This is a genomic window from Steroidobacter gossypii, assembly GCF_016801985.1.
Taxonomy (GTDB): domain Bacteria; phylum Pseudomonadota; class Gammaproteobacteria; order Steroidobacterales; family Steroidobacteraceae; genus Steroidobacter; species Steroidobacter gossypii.
The window spans coordinates 212,176-226,746 of the sequence record NZ_JAEVLS010000002.1; the positions used below are offsets into that span (position 1 = coordinate 212,176).

7 protein-coding genes are annotated in these 14,571 nt (G+C 62.3%); 3 read left to right on the forward strand and 4 right to left on the reverse strand.

The features are described from left to right. The first annotated feature begins 25 nt into the window (after positions 1-25). Both JM946_RS08380 and JM946_RS08385 read left to right on the forward strand, forming a co-directional pair. Positions 26-1,447 (forward strand): glycoside hydrolase family 28 protein, encoded by a 1,422-nt coding sequence (locus JM946_RS08380; RefSeq protein ID WP_203166790.1) that lies wholly within the window; start codon positions 26-28, stop codon positions 1,445-1,447. Beyond that, the gene (locus JM946_RS08385; protein WP_203166792.1) at positions 1,447-2,904 is read left to right on the forward strand and encodes a hypothetical protein; all 1,458 of its coding nucleotides are present in this window, start codon (positions 1,447-1,449) and stop codon (positions 2,902-2,904) included. The genes JM946_RS08380 and JM946_RS08385 overlap by 1 nt, the downstream gene beginning before the upstream one ends. 9 nt (positions 2,905-2,913) lie before the next feature. Here JM946_RS08385 and JM946_RS08390 read toward each other — a convergent pair whose 3' ends face one another. Then, complete coding sequence (locus JM946_RS08390; protein ID WP_203166794.1) at positions 2,914-6,453, reverse strand: oligogalacturonate lyase family protein; 3,540 nt, start codon at positions 6,451-6,453, stop codon at positions 2,914-2,916. A gap of 58 nt (positions 6,454-6,511) precedes the next feature. Here JM946_RS08390 and JM946_RS08395 point away from each other — a divergent pair, with 58 nt between their 5' ends. After that, a complete protein-coding gene (locus JM946_RS08395) occupies positions 6,512-9,232 on the forward strand; it encodes a glycosyl hydrolase (protein ID WP_203166795.1) in 2,721 nt (906 codons plus the stop codon). On the opposite strand, the gene JM946_RS08400 is transcribed toward JM946_RS08395, so the two are convergent. The 3 genes from JM946_RS08400 to JM946_RS08410 all read right to left on the reverse strand — a co-directional run bounded on the left by JM946_RS08400 (position 9,201) and on the right by JM946_RS08410 (position 14,423). Continuing rightward, positions 9,201-10,466, reverse strand: a complete 1,266-nt coding sequence (locus JM946_RS08400) for a DUF4861 family protein (RefSeq protein WP_203166797.1) — start codon at positions 10,464-10,466, stop codon at positions 9,201-9,203. The two genes, JM946_RS08395 and JM946_RS08400, sit on opposite strands and share 32 nt — an antisense overlap. Further along, positions 10,463-11,641 (reverse strand): glycoside hydrolase family 88/105 protein, encoded by a 1,179-nt coding sequence (locus tag JM946_RS08405; protein WP_203166799.1) that lies wholly within the window; start codon positions 11,639-11,641, stop codon positions 10,463-10,465. Before JM946_RS08405 ends, JM946_RS08400 begins: the two co-directional genes overlap by 4 nt. 64 nt (positions 11,642-11,705) lie before the next feature. Beyond that, positions 11,706-14,423 (reverse strand): TonB-dependent receptor, encoded by a 2,718-nt coding sequence (locus JM946_RS08410; RefSeq protein ID WP_203166801.1) that lies wholly within the window; start codon positions 14,421-14,423, stop codon positions 11,706-11,708. Positions 14,424-14,571: the final 148 nt, after the last annotated feature.

Below are 14,571 nucleotides of genomic sequence, written 5' to 3' on the forward strand. Positions count from 1 at the left end.
GGGCCTGCATTTGGAGACTTCAACTATGTCCATTCAGCGTCGATCCATTCTGCAAGCTCTGGCGGCCACGCCGGTTGCGCTTCCCGCACTCACGGGCGTGACGGCGTCGTTGGCCTCAGGCACGGCCGCCGCGGCCAGCATTGCTCCGAAGCAGGCCAACACTTACCAGGTGAAAGACTTCGGCGCCAAAGGCGACGGCAAGACGCTGGACACCAAGGCCATCCAGGACGCCATCGACGCCGCGGCCAAAACCAAAGGCACCGTGATCTTCGACGGCGGCGCTTATCGCACCGGCGCTTTGTTTCTAAAGGCCGGCATGACGTTCAAGGTCGATCAGGGCGTGCGCCTGCTGGGCTCGCAGAACATCGACGACTATCCGCTGCTGCCCACCCGCATCGCCGGCATCGAGATGACCTGGCCCGCCGCGCTGATCAACGTCTACAAGGAACGCGACGTGAAGCTGACCGGCGACGGCATCATCGACGGCGACGGCAAAGTGTTCTGGGACAGTTACTGGGCCAAGCGTCGCGAGTACGACCCGAAGGGCATTCGCTGGGCGGCCGATTACGATTGCCGCCGGCCGCGCCTGATCCAGCTGTTCGAAGCCGACAACGTCAGGATCGAAAACCTGTCCATGTATCGCTCCGGTTTCTGGACGGTGCACATCTGCTATTCGCAGAACATCGAGGTCTACAACGTCATCATTCGTAACAACGAAGGCGGTCGTGGCCCGAGCACTGACGGCATCGACATCGATTCGTCACGCAAGGTGCTCGTTGAGAAAGCCGACATCACCTGCAACGACGACGCGCTGTGCATGAAGGCGGGGCGCGATGCCGACGGCCTGCGCGTGGCGCGGCCGACCGAAGACATCGTCATTCGCGATTGCATCGTCCGCGACGCGGCCGCCGGCGTGACGTTCGGCAGTGAAACGTCTGGTGGCTTCAAGAATGTGAAGGTCTCGAACATCAAGGTTTATCACCCGACGCCGGTGGGCATCCTGTTCAAATCCGCGCAGACGCGCGGCGGCAACATCTCGGGCATCGAGATCTCCGATATCTACACTCATCACGTGCCGGTGGTCATGCGCGTGAACTTGAACTGGTACCCGGCTTACAGCTACGCCAAGATCCCCGCGGGCATCAAGGACTATCCGGACTATTGGAAGACGCTGTCCACGCCGGTGCCGAAGGAGAAGGGCATCCCGCAGCTGAGCGATGTGTACGTGCACGATGTGAAGGCCGAGGGCGGCAAAACCGCGTTCGAGATCTCGGCGTATCCGGAAAAGCCGCTGAAGAACTTCCGTTTCGAGCGCATGCATCTCGACACCTGGTCGGCCGGCAGCATCGCCAATGCGGACAACTTCACGTTCAAGGACGTGACCATCCTGTCGCTGGACGGCAAGTCGGTGGACGTGAAGCAATCCACCAATATCAAGGGGCTGTGATGAGCAGCGCAACCAGATTCGGCTCACTCGTCAGCGGTGCGGTGCTGGCAGCCTTGAGCTGCGCGTCGGTAACGCACGCGAGCGCAGCTAAAGAAGAGCGCGTTGTTGCCTTCCCAGGCGCAGAAGGCTTCGGCCGCTTCACGAAGGGCGGCCGCGGCGGCAAGGTCTATAAGGTCACCAACTTGAACGATGCCGGGCCTGGCTCGCTGCGCGCGGCAATCGATGCCGAGGGACCGCGTATCGTGGTGTTCGACGTCGACGGCACAATCCAGCTCAAGAGCCCGCTGTATATCCGCAACGACTTCATCACCATCGCGGGCCAGTCCGCGCCAGGCGGCGGCATCACGCTGCGCGATTTTCCGATACATATCAGCGCTAACGAAGTCATCGTTCGATACATCCGTGCCCGCCTGGGCGATGAGACGAAACTGGAGACGGATGCATTGTCGGTCGGCCAGGGTCGTAACATCGTCATCGATCATTGCTCGGTGAGCTGGTCCAACGACGAGACGCTGTCGGTGACTCAGAGATTTCAGCCTGGGCTAAAACATCTGACCGACGTGACCGTGCAGTGGTCGATCATCTCCGAATCCCTGAACGACGCCGGCCACGAAAAGGGTCAGCACGGCTACGGCAGCCTGATCCAGGGCTCGTACGGCGCGCGCTATTCGTTCCACCACAATCTGTGGGCGCATCACCAGGCGCGCATGCCTCGCATCGGCAACTACGCCAGTGCGAAAGACGATCCGGAAGGCGTCATCATCGACTTCCGGAACAACGTTTTCTACAACTGGGGTCCGGGCGCCACCACGGACTTCTACAACTGGCAGCCGGGCCTGGAGCGCGGCTACAACATGGATCCGTTCTACGGTCGGCCGGACAATACTTCGCGATTCTCAGCCGGCGCGGATCTCAACAGCAACGCCAATACCCATTCGAACTTCGTCAACAACTGGTATCAGCAGGGTTCAGCGACGGGCGGGCCGGTCGCGATGTATATCCGCAACGCCAGCGGCAAGACGCACTTCTCGGGCAACTACATGGACGGCAAGCTGGTCAAAGACCAGTGGTCGCTGGTGGTGACGTCGCAGAATCCGCCGACGTTCAAGGCCGAGAAACCTTTCGAGTTCGCGCCTGTGAAGACCGAGTCGGCGCCTGCTGCGTATAAGCGCGTGCTTGCATCGGCAGGGGCTTCGAAGGAACGGGATGCAGTGGACCGGCGCGTGGTGGAGTCGGTGCGCAAGGATACGGGAAACCTGATCAACAGCCAGAAGGAAGTAGGTGGTTGGCCCGAGATCCGGAGCGGTGTGGCTGCGCCAGATACAGATGGCGACGGCATGCCGGACGCGTGGGAGAAGTCACATCGTTTGAATCCGAGCGACGCGTCCGATGCGTCGCTCGTCGGTAAAGGCGGCTACACCAACGTCGAGTTGTACCTCAACAGCCTGGTGCGCTAGCAGTCACGCTCAGGGCAGGGGGCGGAAGCCCTCTGCTCTGACCTTCCAACCTTCCTTGGGGAATCCCGGCGCAGGTCCCGATGCGCCATCCCATCCTCCGGCCATCATGCCCACGGCCAGCAGCAAGCCGCCGTTCGAAGGAAAATAAGTCTCGGCGGCCCGCGTGTAGCCGGGGCCATCCGGGCCGACAGGCTTGGCCGCGCCTTCGGCGGTGGGAACAAAGCTGTCGGCGTGCTCATCCAGATGCACGCGCGGCGTCATGCCGCTAGAGCCAAACTGATTGTTCTTGGCGTCGAACATCAGGAACTTCACCGCGGTCTCCGGCTGGCCGACGCGCGCCGCCGTCATCGCGATCAGCGGATAGTCCCAGCCCCAGGTCTGCCGCAAGTCCCAATGCTCTTCGACCGCCGTCAGCGTGCGCTTCATGGTCGCTTTGTCGGCGCTGACGCCAGGTAGCAGGCCCAACGCACCGAGGAAGGACGGATGATCGCGATTGAAACATTCGGGCTTGGTCCTGCCGTTCGAGCACTCGGGGCTGCGCGCCTGGTCCCACAGCGTCGGGAATGACTCGGTAGCCAGATACAGGCCATCCTTCTGCGGCAGTGGCGACAGCTTTTCCAGCACGCGATCCCATTCCGGGTTGCGCGCCTCGCCGAGTCGCTCGCGCCACTTCTGCGCGGTGGCCAGGCCGAAGCGAAAGTATTCGAGCTCGAACGTCGGATTGAAGGTCGTGAGCGGCGGAAATACTTCCTGCGCGGGAATGATCGGTGGGCCGAGCACATACTGGCCGCGCTTTTTATCGAAGTGCGGGAAGGAGGCGAGCAGGTTCGCCGTCTCCGACACCAGCTCACGATACCTGGTCAGTGTTTCGCGGCTCGGGTTGGCGCGATAGAGCAGCTCCGCCATGTAGATCGGATGTGGCTGCTGCCACATGATGAAGGGCGACACCTTGCTCGGGCTGTTACGTCCTTCGGGGCCCACCATCTTGGGCCACCATGCACCACGAACATCGTGTTTCGCGGCCCGCTTTTTCGCCTCGGGCAAGTGGCCGAGGTACCAGTTCATGCTCCGTTCGAGCAGCTCCGGCCGGCCCCACAGCGCGAAATGCGCCGAATGCCACAGATGCATTTCCAGGTGGAACTTGCCGTTCCAGCTGTTGGAGAACAGACCTTCTTCCTGCGGCGGCAGAGTGCCCGCGCCGTTCAAGGCCATCAGGTATTGAGATAACACGACGCGACGTTCGAGCTCGGCCGCACGCGGATCGGTGCTGCCGGTGAAATCCACCGCGGCGCCTTTGGTCCAGTAGTCGCGCCAATGAGTCTCGACGTCACGATGCGCCGCTGCCGCATCGGGCAGAGGCTGTGCAATCGGCTCGGGAGAGAAGGCGACCATCAGCGTGAGGCTGTTGGGCTTGCCGGCGGGCAGGATGCGATAGCTATGCGGACCGGCAGGCGCAAAAGTCACATCGCTGTCGGTGCGCGCGACGGCGTAATAGCGGGTGTCGTCCAAAATTCGATCCAGGCTCAGCTGTCGGGCATCGCGCCTGCGCTCGATGGTTCGATGTTTGTCCGGATGCTCCCAGTCGGCCGGATCGGGATTGATCTTGGTCGACACGCCAGGAAATTTCAGATCCACGCCGAGCTGACCGCGCGCCAGCAACGGCGAGGTCAGCTCGACCATGATCATGTCCAAGGTCGGGTGCACGCGCGTTCGCACCTGGACTTCGCTGCCGTCGAAGTTGAAGCGGCTCTGCAGAGAGCCGCTCCAAAGGTCCAGAGTTTGTCGAGTGTCGGTGAGGTCGGCGAATTGCGCGGTCTTGCCATCGCGCGACTTCAAGTGCAGACCCAGGCGGCCGAGCGAGAACCGGTGAGGGTTCTCGCGCAGCCAGGCGATCGCGGGTTTGGACGAGTCCTTCCAGTCCGAGTAGTACGCGTAAGGATATTTCTTGCCACGGACGTCGACCATCGTCTCGCCGTCTTGCTCCGTGAAGCCCTGCGGATTCGGGAAGCTGTGCCAGGCCCATTGGGCCTGGGTCATCAGCGGTACCAGCGGGGAGTATTGCTCCTGAAACGTCTGCAGACCGGTGATGTCCGCGGTGAAGGCGATGTCGCCATTGCCGACCATCAGCGGCGCGGAGGGATCGACGCTGGTGAGCTCGGGATTGTGACGCTTAGTGAGCGCCTGACGGTCGATCGGCTGCTTGGGAGCAGCCGTCGAGGAGGTTTGGGCCGCTGGCGCCGCGTCCGCTTTGGCGACTTCGACCGCATACGTATGCGTCGGGCCGTGCATGTTGGAGCGGAACACCACCCACTTCTGGTCGGGCGTGAACATCACGTTCGGCTCCAGCCGGTAGTGATGGTTCTTCATGTTGACCAGCTTCTCGGCTTCGAAGTGTCCGGCATGGATCAGGTTCTGCTTGGACACCGGCCCAGTGGCGAGATTCTTGGCGAGCACCGGACGGAACAGATAAATCCATTTGCCATCTTTGGCTTCCGCAACCTGCACTTCATCGCCGCCGTCGCCGGCGAACATGCTGCCGTCGGCGCTGACGTTGAAATGAATCGACCATTGATCGCGCGTCAGGTTGTACCAGGTGCGCTGCTTGGTCTCCAGGTTGTAGCCCGCCACCCAGAACACGCCGCTGCGCGGTGTCTGCAGGTCGTACCAGATCGTCTTGCCGTCGGCGGAGAAGAACTCGTGGCCGGCAATCTCCATGTGCATGGTGCGCTCGTGAACCTTGGTGAGCTGCGTGCCGTCGGTGCGAATGGTCCAGAGCCGATCCACTTCGTGCCACGGTCCTTCGTGACAGAACATGATCAGGTTGGGATCGGTGGGCGAGAACTGCAGATGGTTCAGCCAATCGCGCGCGGTGTGCACGTTCTTGATTTCGCCAGTGGCAATGTTCACCGTGAAGATGGTGCGCTCGAGCCGCTGCTCGAACACCTGGCGAATGCGCAAGCCGCGTGCCTGGTGATACGTGATGGGCTTGCCGTCCGGTCCGTACTGCTGTTCCTTGGGCGGCGGGCCCACCTGGATCTCCTCGCCATTGACCCACGAGCCGAGCAGCAGAGTCTCGTCGGCGTTGACCTTGTTGAGGTTGCCACGCGGGATCTTTGCGATCTTGCGCGTCTTCAGCGTGTCCATGTGCGTGGCGTAGACCCAGCGCGCGTTGCTGTCTTTCTCGTCCGGGCGCGTGTAGTACACGTTGCCGCTCTTCTGGCCCGTCACCATCACGCGCACATTGCCCTTGGCGATGGTGGTGGTCTTGCGCGTAGCCAGGTCGATGGTCGCGATGCCGTCCTTGGTAGTGACCACGAGCTTCTTGCCGTCGGGCGAGAAGCTGTTTTGATGAAAATACAGGCTGGCGGTATCGGGCTCCTTCGACAGCCGCACCACGCGATGGCCAGTGTCGGGATCGATCCACTCGGTAGGAGGCTCCGCCTGCGCGGCCTGTTTTGGCTGCGCGGCGTGCACCGGCAGTGTGCTGGCAACACCCATGGTCAACAGGGTCGTCAGCACCGTGAGCTTCGCGCTCAGACTAGTTCGCATCTATTACCTCCGACGCGTCGCATTGACGCTTGTGACTTATCCCAAATAGGATGGTGGAATGATCACGATCCGCACCCGACATGTGAGTGCGCTCGCCTTGCAATGGTTCCTGCTGTGGCCGTTGTGGGCAGCGAGTCAGACGACTGCGCCGGCGAACGTTGAGCAGGTTCGCGCTGCATTTCAGGCGCCGCCCGACGAAGCGCGCGCAATGATGCGCTGGTGGTGGTTCGGTCCCGCCGTCAGCAAACCCGAGCTGGAGCGCGAGATCGCCGCGATGAAAGCGGGCGGCTTCGGCGGCTTCGAGATTCAACCGGTGTATCCGCTGTCGCTCGACGATCCCGACACCGGCCTGCGCAATCTCACGTATCTGTCCGATGAGTTCATCGATGCCGTGCGCTTCGCCGCGCAGAAGGGTCGCGAGCAGGGGCTGCGTGTGGATATCACACTTGGCAGTGGTTGGCCATTCGGAGGGCCGCATGTGCCCGTGACGCAGGCCGCGTCGCAGGTTCGAATGGAAAAACAACGGGTCGCGCCGGGCGAAGTTTCGGTGCCCACGCCGCGAGTGGGGCCGGGAGAAAAGCTGCTCGCCGTGTTCATCGCCGATGGCGACGTCGACAGCGTTCGATCCGAAGCAGCCAAACGTTTGCCGTTGCCGTCGCAGCCGCGCCTGGAGATCGAATCCAAAGCGGACGCCGCACGCACCGTGCTGTTCTTTTTGCAAAGTCGCACCGGCCAGCAGGTGAAGCGCCCCGGCATCGGCGGCGAGGGCTTCGTGCTCGATCATATGAGTCGCGCCGCCATCGATACTCACTTGAGCGCCGTGGGCGATCGTTTGATGCAGGCGTTCGGCGATCAACCGCCCGCGGCAGTGTTCAGCGACAGCCTGGAGGTGTATCGAGCCGATTGGACGGACGATCTGCCCGAGGAATTTCAACGTCGGCGCGGTTATGACCTGCTGCCATTCCTGCCGGCGCTGTTCCTGGCGCCGGCGGAGCAGACTGCCGGCGTCCGGCACGATTGGGGCCAGACACTTTCCGAGCTGGTGGACGAGCGTTATCTCACGCCGGTCGACGACTGGGCCAAGCGGCATCGCACTCGGTTTCGTTCGCAAACGTATGGCTTTCCGCCCGTGACTCTGTCGAGCAATGCCCTGGTCGCGTTGCCCGAAGGCGAGGGGCATGACTGGCGCGCATTCACCACGACACGCTGGGCGACTTCCGCGAGTCATTTGTTCGATCGCCAGGTGACTTCCGCCGAAGCGTTCACGTGGCTGCATTCGCCGTCGTTTCGCGCCACGCCGCTCGACATGAAAGCCGAGGCGGACCTGTTGTTTCTCCAGGGCATCAATCAGCTCATCGGTCACGGCTGGCCGTACACGCCGCCGGGCGTCGATCCGCCGGGCTGGAGTCTCTACGCAGCGGCCGTGTTCAGCGATCAGAATCCCTGGTGGATTGCGATGCCCGACATCTCCCGATATTTGCAGCGGGTGAGCTACGTGTTGCGACAGGGCCGTCCGGCCAACGACGTGGCCATCCTGCTGCCGACCGAAGATGCGTGGGCCGCGACCAAGCCGGGTCGCGCCACGGTCAGCGACGAGGTGAAGAACAAGGTGACGCGCACTCTCACCGAACAGCTGCTCGATGCGGGCTACGGCTTCGACTACATCGATGGAAAATCGCTCGACAAGCTGTCGCGTTATCGGGTGCTGGTGCTGCCCAACATGGACCGCATCGACGTGATCGCCTATCAGAAGGTCGAGCAATTCGCGCGCTTGGGCGGAGTGGTCATGGTGGTCGGCGAGCCACCGAAGCTGAGCGCCGGCCATCGCGCCGCCGATGTGAAGTCCATGCAGGTCGAATCGACCACACAAAGATTGTTGCGCACCCGATCGCGCACCCGCGTGGTCGCCGAGAACGAGCTGGGCGCAACGCTGCGCAAACTGTTCACGCCCGACCTGCTGCTCGATCGGCAACAGTCGGCAGTCGGCTTCATTCATCGCAAGCTCGAAAATGGCGATATCTACTTCGTCGCCAATACAACCAACCAACCGGTCACGGCCGAGGCGCGTTTCCGTGAGGGCCGCAATCGCCCCGCGCAGCTGTGGAATCCCATGACTGGCGCGATGACGACGCTCGCGGGCGAGGAGGTGAGTCTCAAACTCGCGCCATATGAGTCGACCATCGTCGTGTTCGGCGCCAGGAGCGGGCGAGAGACGGCTGTCAGCCGCTCCAGAACGGCGCTCGCGGATCTTTCCAACGACTGGCAGGTCGAGTTCGCGCCCCTGCAGTTGCAGCGAACCGAAAGCAGACTGGCCTCGTGGACTGATGATCCGAAGACTCGCTTCTACTCCGGCGTCGCTTCGTACCGGCGAACATTGGAGATCGCGAAGACCGATGCTCGTTACATTCTCGATCTGGGGCAGGGCACGCCCGTGCCGTTCGATGACAAGCAACGAGGCGGTCGCGCGTGGCTGGAAAGCCCGGTGAGAGAAGCTGCCGAAGTGTTCGTGAACGGACGGCGTGCCGGATCGATCTGGGCGCCGCCTTACGAACTCGACATCACTCGGTACGTAAGAGTAGGGACCAACGATATCGAGCTGCGCGTCGGCAATCTCGCCATCAACACGCTCGCTGGGCGCAGCGCGCCGGATTATCGGCTGTTGAACCTGCGTTATGGCGAGCGCTTCCAGCCTCAGGATATGGAGAACCTGCAGCCGCTGCCGTCCGGCCTGATCGGCGCCAGCCCGATCACGGTGTGGGCGGAGCGGCCGTCGCATTGATCTCAACGCGGACCGGCGCGGCCAGCCGCGCCGCTTTTGCAGTCAGATAATCGTTCCAGGCGGCAGCCGTGGTGATCTTGCCTGCCGGCTTCCAGGCGCCGCCCGCGAAGTAACGGATCGTTTCGCCCGGCTTGACCTTGACCAGCAACAAGCTGTCGGGCCGGCCCTTCGCCGGGGGCGTGGTGCGCGCCATGCCGGCGAGCTTCACTTCCGGCGCGAGCATGATGGCGGAGCCGAGCTCGTCGTGCGACGGGTGATCGTGATACTTCTCCCATAGCGCAATGAACTTGCCTTGCTCGTTGCGGGTCACTGCGACGTCCGCCTTGGTGGGGTGCTCGGTGACGCCCACCGCGACGGTCACGGTGCCGTCGGATCCGGGAGCAGGGGTGAAATCGAAGGTGCTTTGAATCTCGTCCAGCTGCTGGCCGGCGTCCACGATAAAACGTTTGGTTTCGCGAACCTGGACCCCTTTGCCCGCGTCCCATGGCTCATAGCTGAGCTCGAAGATCGCGCGCACCGGGCCGTTGGCGTAGATGTGATATTTGCGCCAGTTGGCGGAGACGGAGAGTTGCTGACCGTCCCAGACGCCGGTGCCGCCCACGCCGCGATTGCGGCCGACTTCGTAAAAATCCAGACCTTCGCCGGTGTCGGCGTGCAGCCCGTCATGACCTTTGCGATACCAGCGATCCAGCACCAGGTAGGGCACTTTCTTGGTCCACAGATCGAGACCGCTGCTGGTCATTTGATCCGGTTTGGCGCTCGGCAGTTCCAATGCTGGACCGTAGGCACGGTGCGCAGTCAGATCGTTTTCCCAAGCGATATCGTCGTGGCGCTCTGGCACGTAGCCGACCCATACTTTGCTCTGGAAAGGCGGCTGAGGCTTCTCGGTCGTCTCGATCGTCAGCTCGGCGCGCTGTTCGCCCGCGGCGAAGTCGTGCTGAAAGATCAGATCGTCATATTCAGCCGGACCGCGATGGATGTGCTTCATCGCGGTCACCTGCGATGTCACGACCGCACCCTTGGCGTCGCGCACGATGACTTGATCGAACGCAACGTCGGGCAGGGCTTTTTTCACTTCCGCATAGGGAATGACGATGGTCTCGGCAGTGCGCGCCAGCTTGCCTTGGTTATGGAGCACGATGGTGGCCTTGCTGGCGAGCGCCGCGGGGGCGTGCAAGCTCAGGACGGCGGCAATGGCGCTGGCCAGGCCAGCAGTCATACGACGAGCGCTCATCGCAGCAACGCCGCCGCGGTCCACAGCATCGGCGACTGCCCGTGCAGATCGCCCGTCTTGCGCGGCCGGTCGTAATAAAACTTCTTTTGCACTTCCAGATCCGGTCCGACTTCGTTGGATGCTTTGTTGGTGCCCACCACGACCTCCTTGATGTTGCCGGCCGAATCGACGTACTTCACCAGCCCGAGCCACGCCTTGCGAGCGGCGGGACCATAGGTCTTGGCATCCAGCCAGCCGCGCTTCACGCCTTCCACCATGGCGAAGGCGAACATGGCGCTGCCGGAGGTTTCCGGCCAGAAATCCGGCTGCTCGATGAGCTGCAGCCACAGGCCTTCGGGATTTTGATACTTGAGCAAGCCGGCCATCATGAGTTTGTAGCTCTGCATGATGCGCGCGTAGTTGGGATGCTCCGGCGGCAACACCGACAGCACTTCGGCCATGCCGGCTGCGACCCAACCGTTGCCGCGTCCCCAGTAGAAGGGCGAGTCGGGGCTGTGCAGAAACAGGCCGCTCGGCTGCTGCAGCTTGTCCAGATACGCGACCATGGTCATGGCAACGCGGTCCAGATATTTCGGATCTTTGGTAGCGCGATACGCCTGCACCTGCAGCACCGGGAGCATGTACAGATCGTCGGCCCAGTAACGCGCTTCGGTGGTGATGCCGTCGGGCGTGGTGGTTGCCCACTGCTTGTCGGCGTAGTCACGGCCGATCTCGAGGTATGTCTGCTCACCATTGAGCAGATAAATTTCCAGCGGAACGACACCGGTGATGCGGTAGTCGACGTGCGCGCGCGGGCTGAGGCGACGAGCGCCTTCGGGCGTCAGGAACTGATCGAACTTCCCGATCAGTTGCTCTTTCAGCGCCTGATCCTTGCTGAGCTCCGCGACCTGCAGAGCGCCATACCACGCGCACACCTCGGGATAGATGATCCAGCGATGAAACGAGTTGATCTGGAAATCGAAGTTGCGCGCGACGAAGTTGTTCGCGATGCGCCGGCCCACCAGCGCGGGATCTGCTTCCGCGGGCCAATTGCTGAAATATTCGTCGATGGCTCCGGAGGAAGGGGCCTGAACGGGCGCGCCCTGGGAGGCGAGGATGGGGGCGGAGCAGCCTGCCAGCATCGATACGCTCGATATGAGCGCCACCAGCATTCCAATGTTGCGTGTAGCTTTCATGCGCGCCCGTTCAGACAAACAGAATCAAATTGAACAAAAGAGAGCGGAGACCGACCTCGGTCGATCAATAGCTCCAGCGTACGCCGAGCAGGATCTCGCGGCCCGTATGACGATAACGGGACACGAGGTTGTTGTCGCCCACATACGCGTCAGTGTACTCGTCCGTGAGGTTCAGGCCTTCCAGCGAGACGGTCAGGTCGTCGGTGATGTTGTACGAGACCGATGCGTCGATGGTGGTCGCATCGTTCACGCCTTCCTCCGTGTTGCCGTTGCCGCCCGGGAACGCCGTCAGATATTCGCCGCGGAACGCAGCGGAGACGCGCGCGCTGAACTTGTCGGTTTCGTAGTACAGCGTCGTGTTCCATGCATTGTTGGACAGGTTCAGCAGGTCGTTGCGCTGGCCGCCATCGTATTGCACGGCGGACTCGATGTACGTGTAGTTGCCGATGAAACCGAAGTTGCTGAGTGCGCCCGGCAGGAACGTGAAGGGCTGCTGGTACTGCAACTCGATGCCGCGGATCCAGCCACCGTCGCCATTGACCATGCGCGACACCTCATAAGAGGTCGAGGGATCGTTGCCGCCCGCCAGTTCGATCGGCAAGCCGGTCTGGCTGAAGGGAATGCCGTCGGTCTGGCGCACGCTGAACGACTTGATGTCCTTGTAGAACAAGCCGGCGCCGATCAGCGCCTCGTCGGTGAAGTACCATTCGACGCCCAGGTCGTAGTTGGTGGCGCGGAACGGATTGAGCAGCGGATTGCCGAAGCGGATGGTGCGCGAGGTGTTGTCGATGTTGCCGCCGGGAGTCAAATCGCCCAGCGCCGGTCGTGCCATCACCTTGGCCGCCGCCGCGCGGATCAGCAGGTCGTTGGTCGCTTCCAGCACCAGGTTCAGCGAGGGCAGGGTGTCGGTGTAGTCGTTCTCGACTTCCGCCACCTGCGACACCGTGGGGCTGAGTTGCAGGATGCCGCGCGAAGTCACGTCCGTCTGAGCGTAACGAACACCGGCCGAGCCCCGCAGCGGCATCTCGAACACGTCATATTCGAAGTCGAGGGCCACGAACGCACTGGCGTCGTCTTCCTGCACGTTGCGAGTATCGGTGCCAGAAACATTCAGCGCGTAGAACGGGTCGGTGAACAGGCCGACATAACCCGCCGATTTCCACACGTCCGGCACGATGTAATTGCGATCCGAGCCGGCCGGAATGGCCATGTCGCGGCCGATCGGCAAGTTGCGGGCGATGGCGCCCACGCCGACCAGCCGTCGATCCGCCGCCAGATCGCCGCCGGAGGAGAAGTCCTTCATGTCGACTTCGAAGCTCTTGACCAGCGCACCGCCCTTCAGGCTCAGGTTGTCGGTCAGGTCGTACTCCACCGCGAACTTGGCGGTGTCGTAGCTGTTGACGATGGAGCTTTCACGACGGCGAGCCGCGACCAGGGTCCACAGGTCCGGGTTGGTCATGTCGATGCCGTGCACCAGCTGCGGGAAGCGGCTGTTGCTGCGGAAGTCGTAGGTGTAGCCGTCGACGTTGATCGCGTCATAGGCGAACGAGAAGTTGTACGGCGTATCCAGATCGTTCTCGCTGGTGCCGACCAGCGCAGTCATGCGGAACCGATCGCTGAACTCGTGCGAGCCGCTCAGCGTGTACTGCTGATATTTGGTGATGTGCCGTTCGAAGCCGTTCTCGGAGCGCAGGTCGACGTTGTCGAACACGCCGTAGACCATGTTGCCGCTGGCGTCGATCTCATAATCGCGCACGATGGTTTCGTTGATGCCAGCGGCGTTGAAGCGGCTGAAGGAGATCGAGCCGGCGTTGGCGTTCTCCGTCTGGCTGCTGTAGTACGCGTACAGCGCATCGAAATTGATCTGTGTCTTCTCGGTGGGCGCCCACTGCAGAGCGCTGGTCAGGCCGTAGCGCTTCTGCTCGAGCAAGCTCTCGGCGTAGCGCGGGATGCGCGGATGGAACGATTGGTTGACTGCGTCGATCTCGGCCTGCGAGGTGCAAGGAACGCAGCCGGCGTAGTTGCCCCGCGGGCTGAAGACCTGGTCGGGGCTGACGCGCGAGCGCTCGAAGGCGGCGTAGCCGTTGTCTTCCCAACGCGTGGTGCCGAAGCCTTCATCGAAAGGATTACGTTCGCTGTAGGCCGCGGAGAACAGCGCGCCGAAGGTCTTGTCGTCGTTGGCCCAGCTGATCAGGCCGGCGGCGCGGGGATTGGTGTTCTCGGTCACGTCGTTGTAGCTGGCCTGGCCGGAGAGGGCCGTGCGGAAGCCGTCGAAATCGAAGGGCCGCGCGGTCTGCAGATCGACGGTCGCACCGAGGGAACCTTCGTCGAGCTCCGCTGACTGAGTCTTGCGTACCACGATGCTCTGGAAGAGCTCGGACGCAAACACGTTGAAGTCGAAGGTGCGGCCGCGGTTGCCCGTTGTGCCGGCAACGGTTTCCATGCCGTTGATGTTGGTGCGAGTGAAATCACCACCCAGACCGCGAACCGTGATGGTGCGGCCCTGGCCGCCTTCGCGATTGATGGTGACGCCGGGAATGCGCTGGATGGCCTCGGCGAGGTTCAGATCCGGGAAGTCGGCGATGTCCTCGGCCATGATGGCGTCGACCGCGCCCACTTCGGCGCGCTTGGCTTCGAGCGCCTGATTGAGGCTCATGCGATAGCCGGTGACCACGACTTCCTCGGGACCCTGCTCGGCGGGAGCGGCGCTGGTCTGCGTTTGAGGCTGCTCAGCGGCCCCCTGAGCGAATGCATGAAACGGAGCGACTGCGGCCGTTGACACAGCAGCAGTCATGGCGGAGCGGACAGCCCAACGCACGAGGCTGCGATTCGAAGTCTTTCGCACTATCAATCCCCCTGACCTGGATGACTCAACTTAAAAACACGTCGAGTTTCCGAATCCCATAATATGAAACTCGATTTCACATTAG